Raw genomic sequence first — 19,021 nt, forward strand, 5'->3', positions numbered from 1 at the left:
TTCGAGAACCACGGCGACGTATAGAGAAAGTTCGCGCAAATGCCGAGCGTATCGGGTTCAAGTCGGCTGATTGATTTAAGCGCTTTATCGCCCTGGGCTCCTGCCTTCGCAGGAGCACGAGAGAAATCTCGAGTTGCGGAGCGATGCCCTCTCGATGCCCCCCTTAAATCTCCAGCTGGCTACCCAGTTCGATCACGCGGTTGGTCGGCAGGCGGAAGAACTCCATCGGGCTTTCCGCGTTGCGCAGCATCCAAGCGAAGAGCTTTTCGCGCCAGATCGGCATGCCGGGTCGGGCGGCCGGCAGCAGGGTCTGGCGGGTGAGGAAGAAGCTCGTCTCGATCATGCGGAAAGGCTGGCCGCAGCCTTCCACCATCGCCAGTGCAGCGGGCACGTCGGCCTCTTCCATGAAGCCGTAATGGATCAGCACGCGATAGAAGCCGCGCCCGAGATCCTCGACCTGATAGCGATAGGAGGCATCGACGGTCGGCACATCGAGCACCTTGACCGTCAGCAGCACCACCCGCTCGTGCAGCACCTTGTTATGCTTGAGATTATGCAGCAGCGCATGGGGCACGCCGTCCGAGGTGGAGGTCATGAACACCGCCGTGCCCTGCACCCGCACTGCGCTGTTGGCGGCTGAGGCGACGAAGACCGGGATCGGCATGGCCGCTTCGCTCAGGCGATCGACCATCAGCCCACGGCCCTTGGCCCAGGTGGTGAGCATGGTGAAGATCACCAGGCCGACCAGCAGCGGGAACCAGCCGCCATCCGGCACTTTGGTCAGATTGGCGCCGAAATAGGCGATGTCCACGATGAAGAAGATCGCAAGCGCGCCATAGGCCAGCAGGCGGTTCCACTTCCACAGCGAGAGCAGCAACACCGCAAGGAGGCAGGTGTCGATGAACATCGCGCCCGTCACCGCGATGCCATAGGCCGCGGCGAGATTGCTGGAGGAGCGGAACGAGAGCACCAGCAGGATGACCATCACCATCAGGCCCCAGTTGATGACCGGGATGTAGATCTGCCCCTGCGCGCTGGCGCTGGTGTGCTTGATCTTGAGGCGCGGAATGAAGCCGAGCTGGATCGCCTGCTGGGTGAGCGAAAAGGCGCCGGTAATGACGGCCTGGCTGGCAATGATCGTCGCGACAATAGCGAGGATGACGAGCGGCAGGCGGAAGTTTTCCGGCGCCAGCAGGAAGAAGGGGTTGCGGATCGCGTGATCCACCTGATCGGCTGGCAGCGAAAGGATGAACGCCCCCTGCCCCAGATAATTGAGCATGAGGCCGGGCAGCACGAAGAACAGCCAGGAGACCCGGATCGGGTTGCGCCCGAAATGCCCCATATCCGCATACAGCGCTTCCGCGCCGGTGACGGCGAGCACGACGGAGCCGAGCGCAAGGAAGGCCAGCAACTTGTCGGTCAGGAAGAACTGGAAGGCATACCAGGGATTGAGCGCCAGCAGGATCGCGGGATCGGTGGCGATATGCATGATGCCAAGGCCCGCCAGCGTCGCGAAATAGACCAGCATGATCGGCCCGAACAGCTGGCCGACCCGCGCCGTTCCGCGCGACTGGATGGCAAACAGGCCGATGAGGATTGCCACCGAGATCGGCAGCACCAGCGGCGCAAAATGCGCATTGACGGTGATGAGACCTTCGGATGCCGACAGCACGGACATGGCCGGGGTGATCATCGAATCGCCGTAGAACAGGGCCGTGGCGAAGACGCCGAGGATCACGATCGGCCCGGTCCAGCGCTTGCGACCGCTGCGGCGGTTCACCAGCGCGAGCAGCGCCAGGCTGCCGCCTTGCCCCTTGTTGTCGGCCCGCATGATGATCGAGACATATTTGATCGTCACGACGATCATCATCGACCAGAAGATCAGGCTGAGCACGCCGTAGATATGCAGCGCATCAGGCGCGAGCGGGTGATGCCCCGCGAACGTCTCGCGGAAGGCGTAGATCGGGCTGGTGCCGATATCGCCGAAGACAATACCCATCGCCGCCAGCGCCATCTTGCGCAGGCTGTCCGGGCCATGCCCATGACCGGCGGCCGCAGGATTCCCCGCCGCAAAGTCTCGTGGCTGTTCGGTGGGGCTCACTTCCCCGCCTGACTCGCAATCATCAATCGCGCTTCCCTTGCCCAGGCCCTGCCCTGAACGGGCGGCGCCCTAGCACTTCGTCGAGAGGCACGCAACGCACCATCAGGGGCCGGCATTTCCGCTTTGGGGCGCCCCAGCCTGCGGGGCATCGCCCTGAGATGGGCCACCCTGCGCCATGGCATCGCGCCGCTCGATGAGCGCATTGAGCAACGCCACGTTGCGGATCAGCTCCTCACGCAGCTCGAAATCCTCCGGCAGGCGCGCTGCCAGCTTCAGCCAGACATCACGCGCGCGGTCGAACTGACCCGATTCCGCTAGGGCAAGCCCATAGAAATAATTGGGAGAAACGCCGTCCGGCTGGAAATGCAGGGCCTGCGCGAAGGCATAATCCGCCGCCGGGGTCAGCGTGCCATTGCCATGCGCGACCAGCGCATTGCCCAGCCCCACCCAGATGTTCGCGTCATCGGGATATTCTTTCAGGCCCGAGAGCAGCACATTGGCGGCGCCGGCGGTGTTGCCCTTGCGGGCGAGCGCGTCGGACACGACAAGCCATTTCGTCGCACCCGTCAGCCGCTCGCCGATTTCCGAGCGCTTCTTGGCCAGCGCCTCATCGAACTTCACGCGCGAGTCGTTCGCCGCGACCGGCTTGTCGGCCAGCCCCGGGCTGCCCTGCCAGGCATAGCCGGCGAGGCCGAGCAGCAGCGCAGTGGCAACCGGCGCGGCATGGCGGAGCGGGAGGCGTGCACCAAGCATGATGCCGACGCCGACGATGAGCGCGAGGCCCGCTGCGATCAACAGGCCGGTCATGCCTTCGCTCCCTTGCGGCGGCGCATCCGCCCATATGCCAGCGCCCCGCCCGCGCCGAGCAGCATCAGCGGTGCCGCCCAGAGCGGCCAGAGAATGGGGTCGGCGGTCGGCTTGTAGCTGATCCAATCCCCATAGCGCTCGATGAGCCAGGCGCGAATGGCCTCAGGGTCTTCGCCCGCGGCGATGCGCTCGCGGATGATCGAGCGCAGGTCCGCCGCCATGCTCGCGTCGCTGTCCGCAATGGACTGGCTCTGGCAGGTCAGACAGCGAATCGTGTGCATCAGCTCCGTCGCCTTGGCCTCCAGCGCCGGATCGTCGAGCTGGCGATTGGCATAGGGTGCGGGCGGCAGTGCGGTCTGCGCGAACACAGGGGCTGGTAGGATGGCGAGCAACGCCGGCAGGATCAGCGCGCCTCTCATGATTGCGCCTCGCGCAACTTGGTGAGGATCATGTCCACATCCTGCGGGCCGATCACGCCGATATGCTGATAGCGGATGATGCCCTTGCCATCGACCACGAACGTCTCCGGCACCCCGGAAGAGCCCATATAGAACTGCAGGGCACTGCGCTCATCCAGCCCGATGCGCTGATAAGGATTACCGTGGCGCGTGAGGAAGTCGTCCACATCGGCCCGGGCATCGCGGATCGCGACGCCATCGATCGGCACGCCGCGCTGGGCGAGTTGCAGGAGCACCGGCGCCTCGGCGATGCAGGGCACGCACCAGCTGGCGAAGATGTTGAGCAGCCGCGGCTGCCCGTCCGCCATCGCCTTGGTGGAGAGCGTCGGGCGACTGGAGGCGCCGGCCGGCAGGTCCATTGGCGGCACTGGCTTGCCGATCATCCGCGATTGCACCACCGTCTGCTGCTCACGGTTGAGGCCGAGCGAGGCCACGCCGAGGAAAATCACATAGGCGATCAGCGGAACCCACAGGATGAGCGAGCGCTTGCCGAACGTCATGCCAGCGCCTCCTGCGGATGCTCCGCAGCGGCGCCAGATGCGCGCGCGATCCGCGCCTGCTTGCGCTCGCGCCGCACCCGGCCGACCAGCGCCAGCGCGCCACCCAGCGCGATCAGGCCGGCGCCGCCCCAGATCAGCGTGACGAACGGCTTCCACCAGATGCGCAACTGCCAACGGCCATTTTCGAGCGCTTCACCCAGCACCAGATAGAGTTGGCCGTTCCAGCGGGTGAGCTGGACGGACTCGTTGGTCGGCGTCGGCGGATCGGTAAAATAGCGGGCCTGCGGCCGCGCGGTGCCGATCACCTTGTCGCCCCGCCGCACGACAAGCTGCGCTTCCATGGCCGTCCAGTTCGGCCCGGCATAGGGCCGCACCCCTTCCATGGTCACGGTGTAGCCGGCGATCTCGAAAGAGTCCCCCGGCGCTGCAGCCGCCAGCCGCTCGGATGAGAAGGCCGATTCGCTCGCCATGCCGGCCAGGCTGACTGCGCAGCCCAGATGCGCGATCACCATGCCATAAGTGAACATCGGCGTGCGCCGCAGATGGCGCTTCCAGAGCGGCGCAACGCTGGCCACGGCAACGGCGGCTGCCATGACCAGGCCCAGCAGCGGCAACCAGCCGATCGGGCGGTCCGCAAACAGCAGCACGGCGATCAGCGTAACCACGGCAGCGCCAATCGCGGGAGCCGAACGCCGCAGCGCCGCGCCCGACTCGTCCCGCCGCCAACGCAGCAGTGGTCCCACGACCAGCGCGGCCATCAGCACCAGCGTGATCGGACCGATCACCGCGTTGAAATAGGGCGGACCGACAGAGACGCTCTGGCCCAGCATCTCGGTCAGCAGCGGGTAGAGCGTGCCAATGAGCACCAGCCCCAGGATCACGCACAACAGCAGATTGTTGACGACGAGCAGCGCCTCGCGGCTCAGCGGATCGAAGCGGGCGCCCTCGTTGACCGTGTGGACCCGCATAGCGAACAGCGCGAGCGCGCCGCCGATATAGAGGCCGAGCAGAATGAGGATGAAGCTGCCGCGCGTGGGATCGACCGCGAAGGCGTGGACGCTGGTCAGGATACCCGAGCGCACGAGGAAGGTGCCGATCATCGACATGGCGAAAGCGACCACTGCCAGCATCACCGTCCAGGCGCGCAACGCATCGCGCGCAGCCAAGACCGAAGCGCTATGGAGCAGCGCCGTCGCCGCCAGCCACGGCATGAGCGAGGCATTCTCGACCGGGTCCCAGAACCACCAGCCACCCCAGCCCAATTCATAATAAGCCCAGTAGGAGCCGGCAGCGATGCCGATGGTCAGCAGGACCCAGGCACCCAGCACCCACGGCCGGATCGCACGGGCGAAGCGGGCATCCACCTGCCGGGTGAGCAGCGCGCCCACCGCGAAGGAGAAGGCCACGGACAGGCCGACATAGCCAAAATAAAGCGTCGGCGGATGGAAGGCGAGACCGGGGTCCTGCAACAGTGGATTGAGCCCCTGCCCCTCGACCGCCGGGGGATTGAGGCGCTGGAAGGGATTGGAGGCAAACAGCAGGAAGGCATAGAAGCCAAGGCTGATCGCCGCCTGCGCGCCGAGCGTCGCGAAATGGGTCGCGCGATCGAGGCTGCGCTCGAACAGCGCCACCGCGCCGCCGGCAAGGCTCATCACCGCCACCCAGAGCAGCATCGAGCCCTCGTGATTGCCCCAGGCGCCGGCGAATTTGTAGATGAACGGCTTGAGCGAATGGCTGTTGGCCGCGACCAGATAGACCGACATGTCGGAGATCAGGAACAGGACGATGAGCAGCGCCATGGCGAGACCCGCCAGCACGCCCTGCGCGACCGCCAGCGGCCGGATGAAGCGTGCCGCATCGGCATTGCCGCGTGCAACGGCCAACCAGGCGAGCAGCAATTGCAGGCCGGCGAGCGTGGCCGCGAGCCACAGGGCGGCAAGGCCGGCTTCAGCGATCATTGGCCGCTTGCATCCACCTGATGGGTCTGCGGATCATATTTGATGCCCTCCATCTGGCGCGGCATGTAGCGTTCGTCATGCTTGGCGAGGATGTTGGTCGCGCGGAACACGCCGTCTTCCCCAAAGGCGCCTTCCGCCACCGCGCCGCTGTTCTCGGCAAAGAGGTCGGGCGTGATGCCGGTGAAGGAAGCCGGCACGGTGGCCTTGCCGTCAGTCAGGCGGAAATCCACCGTCGTCCCGTTGGCGTGGCGCTTGATGCTTCCTGCTTCGACCATGCCACCCAGACGAATCGCGCGGCCCGGCTCGACCTTGGCGGCCAGCGCTTCGGCGGGGGTGTAGAAATAGGCAGCCTGCGAGCGCAGTGCGGACATGGCCAGCAGCACGCCGCCGATCATTGCCGCCAGCGCCAGCACGACGAGAATGAGGCGCTGATGCTTGCGCTTGGGGCCAGCTCTGTTCGACGTCACCGCAACCATTTCAATCCCGCTCCAGCAAATCCCGCGCCCGGCGCTCCGCCTGCCGCGCGCGCGCCCAAGCCCACAGGCTGGTCGCAACCGTCGCAACGAAGGTGAGGCCATAAGCCGCAATCACGAAAGGCCAGGGATTCATGATTATGCCCTCAGCCTCGCGACATCCGGCGCAACCGCGCCTCGATCCGATTTTCCGCCAGCATCGCCCGCATCCGCAGCAGCACGATCGCCGTGAACCAAAGAGTAAAGCCGAGCACGGTCAAGCCAAGCGGCCAGAGCATGGACGGCGCGATGCTGCTGCTCATGCTCACGACGCTGATGCTCTTGGCCTGGTGGAGACTGTTCCACCACACGACCGAATAATGGATGATCGGCAGATTGAGCGCGCCGATGAGCGCATAGATCGCCGTCACGCGGCTGACGCCGCCGGCATCGCCCCGCTCCACGCTGGCGCGCGCCAGTGCAATATAGCCGATGTAGAGGAACAGCAGCAGCAGCATGGAGGTCAGGCGTCCGTCCCACTCCCACCAGGTCCCCCAGGTGGGCCGGCCCCAGATCGATCCCGTGGCGAGGCACAGGGCGGTGAAGACCGCGCCCGGCACAGCAATGGCCCGACCTGCCACACTCGCCAGCGGGTGGCGCCAGACAAGCTGCATGATCGCCGCGATGGTGAGGCCACTCCAGCCGCCCATGCCCAGCCAGGCCGCCGGCACGTGGATGTAGAGGATGCGGAAGCTGTGCCCCTGCAGATAATCTGCCGGCGCCATGAACAGCCCGGCCCAGCAACCGGCGAGAATCAGGAGGATGCCGCCCCAGAAGCACCAGGGCGTCGCAGGCACGGCAATCGCCAGGAAACGTCGCGGGTTCGCAAGGACGTGCATCCCGCCCCTTTAGAGGCAGCGAGGCAGGCGCGCCAGTGGCTTTGGCCAGAGAATGTGACGCCGAATGTGACCCCGGCCGCGCTCAGCGCAGATAGGGGTTGGCGCGCTTGCGGGTCTTGCGGTCGATGCCCATCAAAAGCCCCAGCGAGATCATGATCGAGAGCATCGCGGAGCCGCCATAGGAGACGAGCGGCAAAGGCAGGCCGACGACCGGCGCAAAGCCGACGACCATCATCATGTTGATGGAGATGTAGAGGAACAGGCTGCAGGTCAGCCCCGCCGCCAGCAGCTGGTCGAAACGGCTGGCAGCATCCCGCGCGACGTTCATGCCCCAGCGCAGCAGCAGCCAGAACAAGGCGATGATGACCGTCGCGCCGAGCAGCCCCCACTCCTCGGTTATGGCCGGAAAAATGAAATCGGTATGCGACTCAGGAAGATAATGGAGATGGCTCTGACTGCCTTGCAGATAGCCCTTGCCGAAGAAGCCGCCCGAGCCAATGGCGATAACCGACTGGGTGATGTGATAGCCCGCGCCCAGCGGATCGGCCTCCGGGTTCATGAAAATCGTCACGCGTCGCTGCTGGTGCGGCAACAGGAAGCTGTAGATCACCGGGATCAGCACGATCGCCGCCGCGCCCGCTGCCGCGTAGAGCCGCAGCGGCAATCCCGCGAGAAAGGTCACGACCGCCACGGACAGCACCAGCATCATGCCCGTACCGAGATCCGGCTGGAGCAGGATGAGCGCGAAGGGCACCACCGTGAGCGCGACCGGCGGCCATAATGCCGTGAAGGAGCGCGTCGCGGCGGGCGGCAACATCTCGTAGAATCGCGCCACCATGCCGATCACAGCCAGCCGCACGAACTCGGAGGGCTGCAACTGCATGAAACCGAGGTTGAGCCAACTGCGCGCCCCGCCCCCCACGATGCCCATCATCAGCACAATGATGAGCAGAGCGAGACTCGCCAGATAGGCCGGGACGAGCAGCGGCTTGAACTGCTCGGAGGGGATGTAGGAGATCACCAGCGCCAGGATCAGAAACAGCGCAAAGCGCAGCAGATGCGCGCCGGCCCAGGGCACCATCGAACCACCCGCCATGGAATAAAGCGCGAGCGCGCCGACCACCGCGAGCGCCGTCACGATGCCGATGGCACGCCAGGACTGGTTGGCGATCGCAGGCGGGACATGCACGAGCATCATGAGGCGGGATCTTGAACCGAAGTTTGGGAAGGCGACGTTGCCCTCCCCGCCTAATGCCTTTCTGCTTCCAGCGAAAGCACGCGCTTCACCCCTTCGCCTCAGGCAAGCGCTCGGCAGATCGAGTGGGCTTGCCACGCCCGACCTGCCAAAGCCATGTTTTCTCCCATTCTCATCCCGGCAAAGCGTAGGCGATCACTTCATCGCCAATCGGCGTCTCCATGAAATGGTGCCCGCCCGCCATGATGACGAGATACTGCTTTCCGTTCACCTCATACACGCTTGGCGTCGCCTGACCGCCCGCCGGCAGTGTATCCTGCCAGAGCGTCTTGCCGGTCTCGATGTCGATGGCGCGGATCAGATTGTCCGTCGCTGCGGCGATGAAGGCCACACCGCCAGCCGTGACCACTGCGCCACCATTGTTCGGCGTGCCGATGTTGATGGGAAGCATTGACGGAATTCCCCAGGGGCCATTGCGCCGCGCGGTGCCGAAGGGGCGATCCCAGATGGTCTGGCCCGTCCGCATGTCGATCGCACGGATACCGCCATAAGGCGGGCGCTTGCACAGCAGGCCAGTCAGCGAAAGCCGCCACCCTGCGTTTACCGAAATGGCATAAGGCGAGCCGGCCTGCGGGTCTTGCGAGCCATGCCCGCCACCCTCGCTCATGCTGCCGCCCCGCGCCTTCTCGTCGCCACGCGGCGCCGGGAAGCCCCTACGGTCCGCCTCGGCGCGCGGCACCAGGCGATTATAGTTGGGCATATTATTGTAGTTGGCGAGGATCACGCCGCGCACGGGATCGATGGCAAGGCCGCCCCAGTCCGTGCCGCCATTATAGCCCGGATATTCGACGAAGTGCTTGTCCGCCGTGGGAGGCGTGTACCGCCCGCGATATTCCGCCTGCCGATATTGGATGCGACACACCATCTGGTCGATGGGGGACATGCCCCACATGTCGCTTTCCTGGAGGTCCGGGAAGGCAAGCGTGTGGTAGGTCGAATAAGGCTGGGTAGGGCTGCGCCGCTGCGGCTCCACACCGGTGCGCGGCACCGCCCGCTCCTGCACCGGGAAGATCGGCTGGCCGGTGCGACGATCCAGCACGTAAATTTCGCCCTGCTTGCTCGGCAGGATCAGCGCCGGCACGGTGCCGGAGCCATTCGGGAAATCGACCAGCGTGGCCTGCGCGCCGAGATCATAGTCCCACACGTCGCGATGCACGGTCTGGAAACGCCAGCGCGGCTTGCCGGTCGTCACGTCCAGCGCAACCAGCGAGGAAGAAAAATTGTCTTCCTGCGGGCTGCGGCTCCCGCTCCAGTAATCCACCGCGGAATTGCCCATCGGCAGATAGACCAGCCCCAGCGATTCATCGCCGCTGGCGATGGTCCACATATTGGGTGTGCCGCGCGCATATTCCTGCCCGGCCGGCGGATCGCCCGCCCAATCCGGATTGAGCATGTCCCAAGCCCAGCGCTTCTCACCGGTGACGGCATCATATCCCTGGATGACGCCGGACGGCGCATCGCGCTTTTGCCCATCCAGCACTTGGTGCCCGGTCACGATCACGCCTTGCACGATCGTGGGCGGCGATGTGATCGAGACCATGCCCGGCACCACCTTGCCCATGCCGCGCTTGATATCGACCGCGCCGTTCTCGCCGAAGTCGGCGCATGGCCGCCCGGTCTGCGCATCCACGGCAATCAGGCGCCCGTCCAGCGTACCCTCGATGATCCGCGTCGCGCAGGCCTGCCCTTCCGTGGCTTGCGGCACGGCATAATAAGCGACGCCCCGGCACGCCGCTGTATAGGGAATCCACGCATGGTCGACCTTGGGATCGTAGCGCCAGCGCTGCTGACCGGTCGCCGGATCAAGCGCGATGAGAATATTAGTGGCCGAGCACAGATAGAGCGTATTGCCGACCTTCAGCGGCGTCGTTTCGGCGCCATATTTGTTGTCGGCCATATCCTCGGGCAGATCGCCGGTGTGGAACACCCAGGCGCGCTGCAATTTTCCGACATTGGCCGGCGTGATCTGGCCCAGCGAAGAATAACGCTGCGCTGCGTAACTGCCGCCATAAGCCGGCCAGTCCGTCCCGGGTCGCAATAGCGAGGGATCGGCCACCGTCGAGGCAAGCCGCGCCGGCATCGCGCCCACGTCCGGCAGGTTGAGGCGGGAGATCAACACGCCACCCACGGCCAGCACAAGCACGGCTGCCACGCTCGCGATGACCGGCAAACGCCAGTGCCAACGCTCGGGCTGAAGCGCCGGCAAGGTCAGCAGCACGAGAATCAGGAGCACCGTCGGACCGACGGTAAAGGGAATCAGCGCCCACCCATCGAGCCCGGCCTCCGCCAGCCCCCAGATGATCGAAAGTCCATAAGCCGCGAGATAGACCCAAACGCCCAGCACCCGCTGTCGGATGAGGAGAAAGCCCGCCAGACCGAGGAGCACCCCGGCAATGAGGTAATAGAGGCTGCCACCCAGCACCGCGAGCCATGCGCCGCCGATAGCCAGCACAAGGCCGACCAGCGCGATAATCGCGCCGACGATGGTTGCGAAGAGGGAGCGAGCACGCGCGCGGGACGTCCAATCAACCGGCATGGCGATCTCCTTTTGCAAGGGAAACAGCCTCCGGGTGGCATGGTTCCGAACTTTATGCCCTTCGCCAATTTTGGCAGCTTCACGGGCTTATGGAGGGTTTGCCTTCGCCCAACCCGGGGCATTCACCACCTTTCTTGCGACAATGGGGCGACAAAGCAGTTTGACGCTCCTATATGGCCGGCAACGAGGATCGCGACGCGGCGGGAATCGCACCCCGTCGGCTATGAGTAGAGCCATGCTGACCACGCACCCATTTGATGACGACAAGCTGCGCGAAGAGTGCGGCGTTTTTGGCGTATATGGCGCCGACACAGCCTCCGCCATGGTGGCGCTGGGCCTTCACGCCCTGCAGCATCGCGGGCAGGAAGCCGCCGGCATCACCAGCTGGGACGGTGAGGAGTTCCACACCCACCGGGCCATGGGCCATGTCGCGGGCAACTTCGACAAGGACGATGTGATCCGCCAACTCGCCGGCCATGTTGCCTGCGGCCATGTGCGCTATTCGACGACCGGTGAGACCGCCCTGCGCAACGTCCAGCCGCTCTATGCCGAGCTGTCCTCGGGCGGCTTCGCCATCGCTCACAATGGCAACATCTCCAACGCGATGAACCTGCGCAAGCGGCTGGTGCGCGATGGCGCGATCTTCCAGTCGACCAGCGATACCGAGGTGATCATCCACCTCGTTGCCAAATCGCGTTACCGGACCCTGCTCGATCGCTTCATCGATGCGCTCAAACAGGTCGAGGGCGCCTATTCGCTCATCTGCCTGACGCGCGAGGGCCTGATCGCCTGCCGCGATCCGCTCGGCATCCGCCCGCTCGTCATGGGCCGGCTGGGCGATGCGATCATCTTCGCCTCCGAAACGGTGGCGTTCGATGTGGTCGGCGCGGAATATATCCGGCAGGTCGAGCCCGGCGAGCTGATCGTGGTGACGCAGGGCGGCGAAATCCGCTCGCACCGCCCCTTTGGCGAGACGGCGCAGGCCCGCCCCTGCATCTTCGAGCATGTCTATTTCTCGCGGCCGGACTCCATCGTGGACGGCAGCAGCGTCTATTCGGTCCGCAAGGGCATTGGCGCGCAGCTGGCCATCGAGAGCCCTGTCGATGCCGATCTCGTGATTCCCGTGCCGGATAGCGGCGTGCCTGCCGCCATCGGCTATGCGCAGCAATCGGGCATTCCGTTCGAGCTGGGCATCATCCGCTCGCATTATGTTGGCCGCACCTTCATCCAGCCGGGCGACAAGGTTCGCCATCTGGGCGTGAAGCTCAAGCACAACGCCAATCGGGCGCTGATCGCCGGCAAGCGCATCGTGCTGATCGACGATTCGATCGTGCGCGGCACCACCAGCCTCAAGATCGTGCAGATGATGCGCGAGGCCGGCGCCAAGGATGTGCACATGCGCATCGCCAGCCCGCCGACCCGGCATAGCTGCTTCTACGGCGTCGATACGCCCGAGCGCGCCAAGTTGCTCGCGCATCGCATGGACGTCTCGCAGATGTGTTCGTTCATTCATGCCGACAGCCTCGCCTTCGTGTCGATCGAAGGCCTCTACCGGGCGATCGGCGAGGCCCGCCGCAACGATGAGCTGCCGCAATATTGCGATGCCTGCTTCACCGGCGATTATCCCACCACCCTCACCGACTTCGACGATCAGGCCGAAGTGAACCAGCTCGAACTGCTGCGCGAACGCGTGGTCTGAGCCGGAGCGGAGACAGCATGACCGACACGACCGACAACCGGCCCCTGGCCGGGCGCCTTGCCCTCGTCACCGGCGCCAGCCGGGGCATCGGCGCGGCCACCGCCATCGAACTCGCGCGCGATGGGGCGCATGTGGTTCTGGTCGCGCGGTCCGTGCCGGATCTTGAAGCGGTGGAAGAGCAAATCCACGCCGCTGGCGGCAGCGCCACCATCGCCCCGCTGGACCTGACCGACGGGGAGAGCATCGGGCGCCTGGCCACGGCGATCAGCGGGCGCTGGGAAGCGCTCGACGTGCTAGTGCTCAATGCTGCCACGCTGGGCACGCTTGCCGCCGTGACCGCCATCGACACCAAGGAATTTGCCCGGCTGCTCACGCTCAACATCGCCTCGACTCAGGCGTTGATCGCGGCCTTCGATCCCATGCTGCGCAAGAGCAGCGACGCACGCGTCGTAACCCTCTCCACTGGCGTCGCGACGGCGCCCCGCGCTTATTGGGGCGCCTATGGAGCCTCCAAGGCGGCGCAGGACGTGCTGGTGAGCGCCTATGGGCAGGAAGTCACCAAGATTTCCAAGATCCGCACCCACATCGTCAACCCCGGCCCCACCCGCACCACCATGCGCGCCCGCGCCTATCCCGGCGAAGACCCGGCCACGCTCAAGACACCGGACGTGGTCGGTCGTGCGATTGCCGATCTGGTGGTCAGCGATGCGGCGGACGGCACGCGGGTCGATCTGCCGCGGTAATGGTAGCGGCCGGCGGTTGAGGCTGGCTAATCCACCGTCGATGGAATCGCCGCGTAATTTTCTGCCGCCTTATTCTTTCGGCGGGCAATAAAGTGCTGTTCCACGAGCCACCAACTCAAAAAGCCGGCTATCAACGACCCAGTGATGGCGCTGCAAACATACAGCGAAAAGGGAAGGCCCGCGGTCAATAGCATTTGCTGAATGGGGAAACCGTACAAATAGGTGCCATAACTCCAGTCGCCAAACTTGGCATCAGGCAGCTTGAAAGAACCGAAGGCCGCGTAAAAAACGACATAGGCCAAGGTGAAAGGAAAGACGGCTTCAGCGGCAACAGCTGATATCGTCGCCAACACCAAAGGCAGGAAAATCGCGGCGATCAACCAAACTGGGCTTCGCCTGATGCGATCCTGATAGAGAAACGTCAGCATACCAGACAGGAAGCAAGGGGCCATTGCTGTCCACAGATATGGCCACCCGAACACATTGCCGATGATCCCAAGACCAGGTTTCATCCCTTTTATGTCGAGCACGACGCGGCACCCAATTATAAGTATGGTGACAGCCAGAACGAGCTGGCGACGCCGCAAAACTTTTAGAAAGCCGAGTCCAGCGACTCCAATATAGCACCAAAACTCGAACGGAATGCTCCAAAGCGCCCCATTGATCGCCTGCACGGGATGACCGTTAAACACGTCTGACGGCGGAAACGCACCGCGTAAGATCAGCGAGCTGCTCAACGTCTGCAGTAGCTCGCGCCACCCAAAGTCATACCGGGTAGCAAAAACCGGTATAACCACAAAAGAACAGAAAAAAATACAAGCCAAATATCCAGGATATATCCTCAGCACTCTTTTCTTAAGGTAGGACCAGTTAGAATCACTTTTAATATAACTGGCAGTGATGAGAAATCCGCTTATACAGAAAAATGCTCTAACCGCGATATTACCGGCATTGTATATGCCGTTGAATATTATGGATATCGGCTCGCCATCTTCCGTTCCAAAATAAATTGCGAAAGAGTGCGACCAAACAACTGCAACTGCGAAAAAAATTCGCAAAAAATCAAAATTATTAACCCGGATATTGGAAGGAACTAGGCGACTGCCTAAAAACTGGGATTGATCAGTCAACTTATCCCCCCGGATAGCCCTAAGTCAGTCGGTTAGATCGCTCCATACACTTTTAATTTTATTAAAAAACCCGCTCGATTGCGGACATTCCTCGCCGGTCTCGGTGGCGCGAAATTCCTCCAGCAGTTCCTTCTGCCGGGCCGAGAGCTTGGTGGGCGTCTCCACTTCGATCTGGATGACGAGATCGCCCCGGCCGCGTGCGTTCAGCACCGGCATACCGGCGCCGCGCTGGCGCAGTTGCTTGCCGGACTGGATGCCGGCGGGAATGCGGATTTCATGATCCTCGCCGTCCAGGCCGGGCACCTCGATGGTGCCGCCCAAGGCCGCGAGCGTGAAGCTGATCGGCACGCGGCAGAACAGGTTGGTGCCGTCCCGCTCGAAAATCTGGTGCCGCTTCACATGCAGGAAGATGTAGAGATCGCCCGCCGGCGCGCCGCGCGGTCCGGCCTCGCCTTGCCCGGTCAGGCGAATGCGCGTGCCTTCGTCCACGCCAGCCGGCACCTTCACGTCCAGCGAACGGCGCTTGTCCACGCGCCCCTCGCCGCGGCAGGCGCGACAGGGTGATTTGATCCGCTGGCCCGCGCCATGGCAGCTCGGGCAGGTCCGCTCGATGACGAAGAAGCCCTGCTGCGCCCGCACCTTGCCGTGGCCACCGCAGGTCGGACAGCTTTCCACGCTGGTGCCAGGCTCAGCGCCGCTACCCTCGCAGGCGTCGCACTGGGTGGAAACATCGATCTCGATGGTCGTGTCGCGGCCATGGAAGGCGTCTTCCAGCGAGATTTCCATGTCGTAGCGCAGGTCCGCGCCGCGCCGCGTCTGTTGACGGCCACCGCCGCCAAAACCATCGCCGAAGATCGTCTCGAAAATATCGGAGAAATCGGAGAAGCCGGCCTGTCCGCCGCGTCCGCCGCCCATGCCGCCCTGCTCGAAGGCGGCGTGGCCGAAGCGATCATAAGCCGCGCGCTTTTGCTCGTCCTTCAGGCAGTCATAGGCTTCGTTGATCGCCTTGAACTTGGCTTCGCTCTCCTTGCAGCCCGGATTGCGATCCGGATGACACTGCATGGCCAGCTTGCGATAGGCCGACTTGATCGTCGCGCCATCCGCCGTCCGCTCGACTTCGAGCAGCTCGTAATAATCGATTTTGCTACTCATGCCCCGCAGCAGTCCCAAGCAATCGCCCGGCCGGCCAGTTGATGGGCCGGCCGGGCGTCATTTCCGTTCAATCAGGCTTTATTGTCTTCGTCGACTTCCGAAAACTCGGCATCGACGACGTCATCATCAGCCTTCTGGGCCGTGCCTTCGGCGCCCGGAGACGCGGCCGCAGCCTGCTCCTTCTCGTAGATCGCCTGGCCGAGCTTCATGGAGACCTGAGCCAGTTCCTGGGTCTTGGTCTTCATGGCCTCGACATCGCCGCCCTCGACCGCGCTCTTGGCCGCCGTGACAGCCGCCTCGATCTCGCCCTTGAGCGCCTCGTCCACCTTGTCGCCGTGCTCGGCGAGCTGGCGCTCCGTGGTGTGGATCAGGCTCTCGGCGTTATTCTTCGCCTCGGCGCCCTCGCGACGCTTCTTGTCTTCCTCGGCAAAGCGCTCGGCATCCTTGACCATCTGGTCGATGTCGGAATCGCTCAGACCGCCAGAGGCCTGGATCTTGATCTGCTGCTCCTTGCCGGTGCCTTTGTCCTTGGCGGACACGTTCACGATGCCGTTCGCGTCGATATCGAACGTGACCTCGATCTGCGGCACGCCACGCGGTGCCGGCGGAATGCCGACCAGATCGAACTGGCCGAGCAGCTTGTTGTCCGCCGCCATTTCACGCTCGCCCTGGAAGACGCGGATGGTCACTGCCTGCTGATTGTCATCAGCCGTCGAGTAGACCTGGCTCTTCTTAGCCGGGATCGTGGTGTTGCGATCGATCATGCGGGTAAACACGCCACCCAGCGTCTCGATGCCCAGCGACAGCGGCGTCACGTCGAGCAGCAGCACGTCCTTGACGTCGCCCTGCAGCACGCCGGCCTGAATGGCGGCGCCCATGGCGACCACTTCATCCGGGTTGACGCCGGTGTGCGGCTCCTTCCCGAAGAACTCCTTCACCACTTCGCGCACGCGGGGCATGCGGGTCATGCCGCCGACGAGCACGACGTCGCTGATCTCGCTGGAGGAAACGCCTGCGTCCGCGATCGCCTTCTTGCAGGGTTCGAGCGTGCGCTTGATGAGCGCCTCGACCAGCCGCTCAAGGTCGGCACGGGTGATGGTCTTGACCAGGTGCTTGGGACCAGTCGCATCGGCGGTGATGAACGGCAGGTTCACTTCCGTCGTCTGCGCGCTGGAGAGCTCGATCTTGGCCTTCTCGGCTGCTTCCTTCAGGCGCTGCAGCGCCAGCTTGTCGCCGCGCAGGTCGATGCCTTCATCCTTCTTGAAGCCATCAGCGAGATATTCGACGATCTTGGAGTCGAAGTCCTCACCGCCGAGGAAGGTGTCGCCGTTAGTCGACTTCACCTCGAACACGCCGTCGCCGATCTCGAGGATCGAGATGTCGAAGGTACCGCCGCCAAGGTCGTAGACCGCGATGGTCTTGCCTTCGCTCTTCTCAAGCCCATAGGCGAGCGCGGCCGCGGTCGGCTCGTTGATGATGCGCAGCACTTCAAGGCCCGCAATCTGGCCGGCGTCCTTGGTCGCCTGGCGCTGCGCGTCGTTGAAGTAGGCCGGCACGGTGATGACGGCCTGCGTCACGGTCTCACCGAGATAGCTCTCGGCGGTTTCCTTCATCTTCTGCAGGATGAAGGCGGAAATCTGCGAGGGGCTGTAGTCCTGCCCGCCAGCATTCACCCAGGCGTCGCCATTGGGACCCTTGGCAATGTTGTAGGGGACCAGCTCCATGTCCTTCTTGGTCAGCGGATCGTCGAACCGGCGACCGATCAGGCGCTTGACGGCATACACGGTGTTGTCCGGATTGGTCACGGCCTGACGCTTGGCCGGCTGGCCAATGAGCCGCTCGCCATCCTTGGCGAATGCCACGATGGAGGGCGTGGTGCGCGCGCCTTCCGCATTCTCGATCACTTTCGGCTTGCCGCCGTCCATCACGGCGACGCAGCTGTTCGTGGTGCCGAGATCAATACCGATAACCTTAGCCATATTTGCCCTCTTGTACCCCATGTGTAGTTGAGCGCCCGGAATTGGGCCGCTGCCGGGGCGGCTCCGCACTCAGGCCGAAACCACCCCGTTGACCGCGCCGATATAGGAGGGTGTTTTCGGGTCACAAGAGCCTCGGTGAATTACCTATGGACGGAAACGCAAGCACACCGACACGCCACTCGAATTAAGGGGTGATTTGACCGTTCATAGCTGCTTCCGAATAAGCGCCTGACGATTGTGAGCTGCGGGGCTCACTCGTCGGGCACGATTTGGCCATTCTGTCCATGCTATGCGGGTGCCTATGATCAAAGTTTTGTTGATTACCGAGGACCTGCCTGCGAGCAACTACGGGACGGGCCAGCGCATCAGATTGTGGAAGGAGGCAATCGAGACTATCGGCGAATGCCGCGTACTTCATATGGCGTTGCCCGGCAGCGCGCCCAGCGTCGCGGACTACAGCGCACCCATGGCTTTCGATTATCGAGCCTACCGCATGAAATGGCTCTGGTGGCAGGGCAGCTTTGGTTATTATCGGGCTGCGCGGCGTTACCACGACCTGCTTCACGGCATTCATCGCGAGTTTCCCTTTGACGCGGCGATCTGCAGCTTTTTCAAAACCGCGCCTTTCGCACCGCTCGATCTGGCGCCCTGCATCCTTGATGTGGATGCGCTGCTCTGGCCAGACAGCAGCTTCGCACGCGCGATCTGGCCGCTCACGCAAATGGCCATGCGGCGCCGGGCGCGCCGCTTTGCGGAAACCGTCGTCATTGCAAAGCACGAGGGGGATGTGCTCGCATCGCCGGGCCTGCAGCCCAAATTGCTTCCCGGTGCATCCCGCACGGTTCAGGCCGCACTGGATCCTGAGCAACCGCGTGGCCGCAACATATTGTTCGTGGGGCCCCGCCACTGGCAGCCCAATCGCGAGGCTATGGAGGCGCTCATAAGCAGCGGGCTTCCGGCCCGGCTGGACGATGCGGGCTACACGCTGCGCCTCGTCGGCCAGGGCACGGACGAATTCCCTCCGATGCGCGGCTTGAGCGGCGGCGGTTTCGTGGATGATATCGCGCAGGAATATGCTCAGGCTGCGCTTGTCCTGAGTTCCACGGAAGCAGGCAACGGCGCGAATATCAAGCTGGCAGAAGCCATCCAATATGGCTGCGCTGTCATCGCAAGCGACTATTCAGCGCGCGGCTACGAAGGTGTGCTCGTGCCCGGCGAGCATCTCATGACCTATGCGGACCCTGCCGCCCTGCCCGACCTCGTCATGGCGACCCTGGCCGACGAGCCACTGCTTCGCCGTATCGTGCAAATGCGGCCCTCGTGGCCCGCGAGCGGCTGAGCAAGGAAGCGCT

The 19,021-nt window shown here is 63.9% G+C and carries 16 protein-coding genes; 3 read left to right on the plus strand and 13 right to left on the minus strand.

Annotated elements, in window-relative coordinates; all coding sequences use genetic code 11:
• Window positions 1-163: 163 nt before the first annotated feature.
• From M2333_RS08585 to M2333_RS08630, 10 genes are all read right to left on the minus strand, one after another.
• Window positions 164-2,101 carry a potassium transporter Kup gene (locus tag M2333_RS08585; RefSeq protein ID WP_264579391.1) on the minus strand — a complete coding sequence of 646 codons (1,938 nt, stop codon included), beginning with the start codon at window positions 2,099-2,101 and terminating at the stop codon, window positions 164-166.
• A gap of 102 nt (window positions 2,102-2,203) precedes the next feature.
• Entirely contained in the window at window positions 2,204-2,908 is a 705-nt protein-coding gene (locus tag M2333_RS08590; protein WP_264611473.1) for a tetratricopeptide repeat protein, read from the minus strand.
• Window positions 2,905-3,327 carry a cytochrome c-type biogenesis protein CcmH gene (locus M2333_RS08595; RefSeq protein ID WP_264576215.1) on the minus strand — a complete coding sequence of 141 codons (423 nt, stop codon included), beginning with the start codon at window positions 3,325-3,327 and terminating at the stop codon, window positions 2,905-2,907. The genes M2333_RS08590 and M2333_RS08595 overlap by 4 nt, the downstream gene beginning before the upstream one ends.
• Window positions 3,324-3,866, minus strand: coding sequence for a DsbE family thiol:disulfide interchange protein (locus tag M2333_RS08600; RefSeq protein WP_264611474.1), 543 nt, complete (start codon window positions 3,864-3,866; stop codon window positions 3,324-3,326). The genes M2333_RS08595 and M2333_RS08600 overlap by 4 nt, the downstream gene beginning before the upstream one ends.
• Window positions 3,863-5,824, minus strand: a complete 1,962-nt coding sequence (locus tag M2333_RS08605) for a heme lyase CcmF/NrfE family subunit (RefSeq protein ID WP_264569782.1) — start codon at window positions 5,822-5,824, stop codon at window positions 3,863-3,865. Before M2333_RS08605 ends, M2333_RS08600 begins: the two co-directional genes overlap by 4 nt.
• Window positions 5,821-6,300: a cytochrome c maturation protein CcmE gene (gene ccmE / locus M2333_RS08610; RefSeq protein ID WP_264611475.1), complete on the minus strand. Its 480-nt coding sequence runs from the start codon at window positions 6,298-6,300 to the stop codon at window positions 5,821-5,823. The genes M2333_RS08605 and ccmE overlap by 4 nt, the downstream gene beginning before the upstream one ends.
• Window position 6,301: 1 nt before the next feature.
• Entirely contained in the window at window positions 6,302-6,433 is a 132-nt protein-coding gene (gene ccmD, locus M2333_RS08615; protein ID WP_181559106.1) for a heme exporter protein CcmD, read from the minus strand.
• 10 nt (window positions 6,434-6,443) lie between these two features.
• The gene (gene ccmC, locus M2333_RS08620; RefSeq protein ID WP_264611476.1) at window positions 6,444-7,175 is read right to left on the minus strand and encodes a heme ABC transporter permease CcmC; all 732 of its coding nucleotides are present in this window, start codon (window positions 7,173-7,175) and stop codon (window positions 6,444-6,446) included.
• A gap of 82 nt (window positions 7,176-7,257) precedes the next feature.
• On the minus strand, window positions 7,258-8,373 hold the full coding sequence (rodA, locus tag M2333_RS08625) for a rod shape-determining protein RodA (RefSeq protein WP_264611477.1): 1,116 nt from the start codon (window positions 8,371-8,373) through the stop codon (window positions 7,258-7,260).
• A gap of 169 nt (window positions 8,374-8,542) precedes the next feature.
• Window positions 8,543-10,966: a membrane-bound PQQ-dependent dehydrogenase, glucose/quinate/shikimate family gene (locus M2333_RS08630; protein WP_264611478.1), complete on the minus strand. Its 2,424-nt coding sequence runs from the start codon at window positions 10,964-10,966 to the stop codon at window positions 8,543-8,545.
• A 235-nt stretch (window positions 10,967-11,201) separates the two neighbouring features.
• Between M2333_RS08630 and purF the strand changes: the two genes are divergently transcribed.
• Window positions 11,202-12,665 (plus strand): amidophosphoribosyltransferase, encoded by a 1,464-nt coding sequence (purF, locus tag M2333_RS08635; RefSeq protein WP_181559103.1) that lies wholly within the window; start codon window positions 11,202-11,204, stop codon window positions 12,663-12,665.
• A gap of 17 nt (window positions 12,666-12,682) precedes the next feature.
• A complete protein-coding gene (locus M2333_RS08640; RefSeq protein ID WP_264611479.1) occupies window positions 12,683-13,408 on the plus strand; it encodes an SDR family NAD(P)-dependent oxidoreductase in 726 nt (241 codons plus the stop codon).
• A 26-nt stretch (window positions 13,409-13,434) separates the two neighbouring features.
• Here the strand turns inward: M2333_RS08640 and M2333_RS08645 are convergent, their stop codons facing one another.
• From M2333_RS08645 to dnaK, 3 genes are all read right to left on the minus strand, one after another.
• Window positions 13,435-14,538 (minus strand): acyltransferase family protein, encoded by a 1,104-nt coding sequence (locus M2333_RS08645; protein WP_264584598.1) that lies wholly within the window; start codon window positions 14,536-14,538, stop codon window positions 13,435-13,437.
• 24 nt (window positions 14,539-14,562) lie between these two features.
• Window positions 14,563-15,690: a molecular chaperone DnaJ gene (gene dnaJ / locus M2333_RS08650; RefSeq protein ID WP_264611480.1), complete on the minus strand. Its 1,128-nt coding sequence runs from the start codon at window positions 15,688-15,690 to the stop codon at window positions 14,563-14,565.
• Between the two features lie 71 nt (window positions 15,691-15,761).
• Window positions 15,762-17,669, minus strand: coding sequence for a molecular chaperone DnaK (gene dnaK / locus M2333_RS08655; RefSeq protein WP_181559100.1), 1,908 nt, complete (start codon window positions 17,667-17,669; stop codon window positions 15,762-15,764).
• 301 nt (window positions 17,670-17,970) lie between these two features.
• Here dnaK and M2333_RS08660 point away from each other — a divergent pair, with 301 nt between their 5' ends.
• Window positions 17,971-19,008, plus strand: coding sequence for a glycosyltransferase family 4 protein (locus tag M2333_RS08660; protein WP_264584596.1), 1,038 nt, complete (start codon window positions 17,971-17,973; stop codon window positions 19,006-19,008).
• Window positions 19,009-19,021: the final 13 nt, after the last annotated feature.

It is taken from the genome of Sphingobium sp. B11D3B, assembly GCF_025961735.1.
Classification (GTDB): domain Bacteria; phylum Pseudomonadota; class Alphaproteobacteria; order Sphingomonadales; family Sphingomonadaceae; genus Sphingobium.

Excerpts from the sequence above, each read along its gene's own strand:
- M2333_RS08600 (WP_264611474.1), bottom strand. The coding sequence starts at position 3,866 with ATGACGTTCGGCAAGCGCTCGCTCATCCTGTGGGTTCCGCTGATCGCC.
- dnaJ (WP_264611480.1), bottom strand. The coding sequence starts at position 15,690 with ATGAGTAGCAAAATCGATTATTACGAGCTGCTCGAAGTCGAGCGGACG.
- rodA (WP_264611477.1), bottom strand. The coding sequence starts at position 8,373 with ATGATGCTCGTGCATGTCCCGCCTGCGATCGCCAACCAGTCCTGGCGT.
- M2333_RS08660 (WP_264584596.1), top strand. The coding sequence starts at position 17,971 with ATGATCAAAGTTTTGTTGATTACCGAGGACCTGCCTGCGAGCAACTAC.
- dnaK (WP_181559100.1), bottom strand. The coding sequence starts at position 17,669 with ATGGCTAAGGTTATCGGTATTGATCTCGGCACCACGAACAGCTGCGTC.
- M2333_RS08595 (WP_264576215.1), bottom strand. The coding sequence starts at position 3,327 with ATGAGAGGCGCGCTGATCCTGCCGGCGTTGCTCGCCATCCTACCAGCC.
- ccmE (WP_264611475.1), bottom strand. The coding sequence starts at position 6,300 with ATGGTTGCGGTGACGTCGAACAGAGCTGGCCCCAAGCGCAAGCATCAG.
- M2333_RS08605 (WP_264569782.1), bottom strand. The coding sequence starts at position 5,824 with ATGATCGCTGAAGCCGGCCTTGCCGCCCTGTGGCTCGCGGCCACGCTC.
- M2333_RS08630 (WP_264611478.1), bottom strand. The coding sequence starts at position 10,966 with ATGCCGGTTGATTGGACGTCCCGCGCGCGTGCTCGCTCCCTCTTCGCA.
- M2333_RS08640 (WP_264611479.1), top strand. The coding sequence starts at position 12,683 with ATGACCGACACGACCGACAACCGGCCCCTGGCCGGGCGCCTTGCCCTC.
- M2333_RS08590 (WP_264611473.1), bottom strand. The coding sequence starts at position 2,908 with ATGACCGGCCTGTTGATCGCAGCGGGCCTCGCGCTCATCGTCGGCGTC.
- ccmC (WP_264611476.1), bottom strand. The coding sequence starts at position 7,175 with ATGCACGTCCTTGCGAACCCGCGACGTTTCCTGGCGATTGCCGTGCCT.
- ccmD (WP_181559106.1), bottom strand. The coding sequence starts at position 6,433 with ATGAATCCCTGGCCTTTCGTGATTGCGGCTTATGGCCTCACCTTCGTT.
- purF (WP_181559103.1), top strand. The coding sequence starts at position 11,202 with ATGCTGACCACGCACCCATTTGATGACGACAAGCTGCGCGAAGAGTGC.